Origin of the sequence: Zavarzinella formosa DSM 19928, from assembly GCF_000255705.1 — a bacterium.
Taxonomy (GTDB): Bacteria; Planctomycetota; Planctomycetia; order Gemmatales; family Gemmataceae; genus Zavarzinella; species Zavarzinella formosa.
Genome location: NZ_AIAB01000510.1, coordinates 1 through 3,617, shown reverse-complemented (window position 1 = coordinate 3,617; position 3,617 = coordinate 1). Strand labels below are relative to the sequence as shown.

Below are 3,617 nucleotides of genomic sequence, written 5' to 3'. Positions count from 1 at the left end.
GCACCCCGTCACCTATCGTTGCAAGTGGGGCTAGCGTGGCAAAGCCGGCGGGGTGTGGATCGTTCACCGTGCGCCACCGGGCGGGCGAACTCATACGAGATCGCTTTGAACACTGACGAGAATTGAAGTCTCGGACACCCCCTCCGGCTCCCCCTTGTCTGGGGTCTTCAATCCCGGCCACATGCTCAGGCTCACTTCATTTTTGGCCCGGTCATGTCCACGTTATAAACGGTTCCCGGTCCGATTTGCACGGACAATTCGGAGGTGTCCGGCGAGGCATACTTGATCGGGGTCAGGAACGGCGCCGGGGCCGGTGAGGGGGGAGTCACCGGCGGGGGCTTCTTGCCTTTCTGTGGCATAAACTTTCTGATCTGCTCCTGGGCCTCCGGGTTGGAATAATACACGGCCACCCGGTTCAGCCCGGCCGGGATGCCGGCGGCCCGGTAAGCGCCGTCCGCCCCGATGTCCGCCACAATTTGCGAGCCTTGGGGACCGACAAAGACAATATGCCCCCCGGTTTTGGCCAGGGGCTGGCCGTTGTAAGTCACCAACCCCGAGACATCGCCGACTTTTTCACTGCCGCATCCCGAAAGGCAAACCAGAACAAGCCCGACGGACATGCGGATGTCTTTCCAGCGCATTCTTGGCCAACTCCTGAAGTGTGAACTCCGGACGGGGAAGAAGGACAATCAAAACGGCCGATCTTTAGGGATTGGCGAACACTTCGCCGCCGGCGCGGGTGAGCAATTGCGGGAGGACGGAATCCGCCGCGTAGCTCAGGTAGCGGATGGAGCCGTCGCCGAACAGAAAATTCGCGCCGCTGGTGTGCAGGGACCACCAATGGGCCGCGTCGGCTTGGTTGGTCGTCTTTCCGGGCCGGAGACCAACGGCGGTGGCGGGGGCGCCAAAAGAAGCCGTCAACGCCACGTCCCGCGATCCCAAGACACAATCCCCGTCTCCCCCGCCGGTGCCATACGCCCCGGCCCACCATCCCCAGTTCATGTCCGCGCTTGCCGGCCGCTCGCCCACCACGGCAGTCGTCGATGTGCCGTCCGTGATGTCGGCAATGCGGACTTGCGAATCAGAATACAACACGCCGTCGCCCGAGATCGGGCTGTTGCTGGAGGTTCCGGCGCAGCCCAAATAAGAGGTGAGCGCGACGGGAGTGTTTGTCCCGGCGGCCGCCGCCGTGCATTGTGTGGGCAGGGAATTCGAGGGGCAAACATACATCGGCATCACAACGGCGATCGAGGGATTGGCGGCCACCCACGGGTAATTGGGATTGGCGTTGAGCCAGGTGGTTGTTTGTGTGTACAGGTTGCTTTGTTCGATGTAGGGCAGGATTTGCACCATCCAAGTGGTGTAAATCAGCGGCCCGTCATTCGAGGTTGAATAGTGACCGGAAGGGAACTTGCCATAGGCGTCGTGATACGCATGCAAAGCCAAACCCATCTGCTTCAGGTTGTTGGTGCATTTCATGCGATTCGCCGCTTCGCGGATCTTCTGCACAGCGGGCAACAACAGCCCGATCAGAATGGCGATGATCGCGATCACCACCAACAACTCGATCAGGGTAAACGCCCCGCGCCGCTTGCGATTTGTCATCACCGTGACTCCCCGGACAAAAACGACATGAAATGAGAAAGAGGATTTTTCAAATCTTTTGAGAAGAGCGGCCAACCTTGGATTGGTGATGGAAGCTTTTCAAGCGTCGCCTGCCTTCACCGAAGGCAGGCCGCGTTGAATTCTTCATCAAGTTTTCAATTTGGAAACTTTCAGAATCCTTCACAACCAGACGCGCAAAGATGAAGCGGGTTGTGTCAATTTCCCGAGGATTTCCGTTCAATCCGAGAGAGAGGCTGATGCTTCGACGTTTAAGATCTGATCCTGCGGGGATTGTAACAAGCAATTGCCGCGCCACTTGACAAATCCGGGGAAGGCGTTCCTTCAAGCTCGCGTCGTTCGGCGTATTTCTTCGTCATTCCTCTGATGATTGCTTCCAAAACCGAATCTCATCAGGTGCCTTTCGCTCCTGATGACAAAGCCAAATATTAATGAGAGGCCGGAGTTTCCGAACCTCGCCTCTCATTAATGATGAATGCGATACGGCCTCACTTCCGCACGCTCACGACATAGCGAATCCATGTCGGGTCTTTTTCCAGTCCCTTGGGCGGGGCGCCGTGGATGACGGCCTTCCCATCCGTGACCTGATACTGAATCGGCCCGCCGGTCACCGGATCGAGGGGGACCGGAACCCCGGTGGCCTTCAGATCCGGGGGAAGTTTCCCCTCGTTCGCGGCGGCATACAGTCGGACGGCCTCCACACTGCGCAAAAGAGCGATGCGTTGTTCGAGGCGGGCTTGCGCGACTCTCGGTTTCCGCAACCACACGGACAGCGAGTAAGTCACCGCCACTTCGGGGGGCATCTCGGAGTTGGGTTCCGAGGCCATGAGTTGCTCCTGTACCTGATGAAATGGCAGCATCGCATATTTCATTGATTCATGTTGTCGCGCCTCGGCCTTGGAGATGATGGCCAAAAACACCACCTGCTCCGGCGGGTACTTTTCCAACATTTGCCCGGACCGGGTCGGGGAGACAAGGTCCAGCCGGGCGCGGTCCAGCCATTCCTTGTCCTTCAGCCGGGATTTGAGCCACTTGTCGATCTCTTCCCGTTTCTCTTTCGATAGATGATCAAAACTGCCGACGATGGCCGCGAATTCCCGCGCCTGTTGGATCTCCTCCTTCCCCCACACCTTGGCGGGATCGGTGAGGTTTCGCAACCCGACGGGGGACATCATCAACTCCCCCAGCACGGCCCGCTCCTGCCGGACAAGTGGTTGCGGCAGCGTGGACAGTGCCCAATACAGATTCGGGGCCTTGGGTTGTTGGATCAATTCCGCGATCCGGTCCAGCCCGGTCTGGGCGATGGCCAGACCCACCAATGTGCCGATATAAGTGGGATGTTCGCCGAGATGCTTGGCGAGCGTGAGGATCACGGTGATGTCCGTCGCGGCTTCGTCGAAATCCCCGGCCATGATCTCGCCGCGTGTTTTGAGGGCGACGACCTTGGAGAGCGTCCGCAGTTTTTGAATTTCCGGCAGGAGCGTGTTGTAGCCGTTCTCCTGCATCTCGCCGACGATGTTCCAGTCCGGCGTTTCCATCCGGGTGGCCCGCCGGGCGTTTTTGGATGAAACCCCGCCATAGTATTTCAAATCGCCGTAGTTGTATGTGCCCGGCTTGAAGTTCTTCAATTCCGCCAGCGGCATCGCCATCATCTTTTCACGATCCTCGCTCACTTCCTTGTTTGCGTACAGATTGTCCTGTTCCATGAAGCACTTCAGATAACCCAGCACGGGATTGCCGGGAACCAATTCTTTCAACGATGGCTGAAACATGATCTTCAACGCCGGCACCGGCGGGGCCGCCGGGGAAACCGAGATTTCCACCGTATTGGCAACGGGCTTCGCCTCCTCGGCTTGCAAGGGAATGGCGACAAGAAGCAATAGCAGAGCGCGGCCTCTCATGGAGGTCTCCTTTGGATGTCTGACAAATCTTTCTGGCACACCGGACTGATCGGTTTTCGCCCCAAGGGGGCGCTCGAAAATAGCCAGGGGCGG

Annotated in this window: 4 protein-coding genes; all 4 read right to left on the bottom strand. The window is 58.5% G+C overall.

Annotated elements, in window-relative coordinates; all coding sequences use genetic code 11:
- Window positions 1–191: 191 nt before the first annotated feature.
- The 4 genes from BGIM_RS0100300 to BGIM_RS0100285 all read right to left on the bottom strand — a co-directional run bounded on the left by BGIM_RS0100300 (window position 192) and on the right by BGIM_RS0100285 (window position 3,524).
- Entirely contained in the window at window positions 192–641 is a 450-nt protein-coding gene (locus BGIM_RS0100300; protein WP_020467858.1) for a hypothetical protein, read from the bottom strand.
- Between the two features lie 64 nt (window positions 642–705).
- Window positions 706–1,605, bottom strand: coding sequence for a DUF1559 domain-containing protein (locus BGIM_RS0100295; protein WP_020467857.1), 900 nt, complete (start codon window positions 1,603–1,605; stop codon window positions 706–708).
- Window positions 1,606–1,654: 49 nt separating this feature from the next.
- Window positions 1,655–1,951 carry a hypothetical protein gene (locus tag BGIM_RS62335; RefSeq protein ID WP_157368523.1) on the bottom strand — a complete coding sequence of 99 codons (297 nt, stop codon included), beginning with the start codon at window positions 1,949–1,951 and terminating at the stop codon, window positions 1,655–1,657.
- Between the two features lie 160 nt (window positions 1,952–2,111).
- A complete protein-coding gene (locus BGIM_RS0100285) occupies window positions 2,112–3,524 on the bottom strand; it encodes a hypothetical protein (protein ID WP_020467855.1) in 1,413 nt (470 codons plus the stop codon).
- Between the last annotated feature and the right edge of the window lie 93 nt (window positions 3,525–3,617).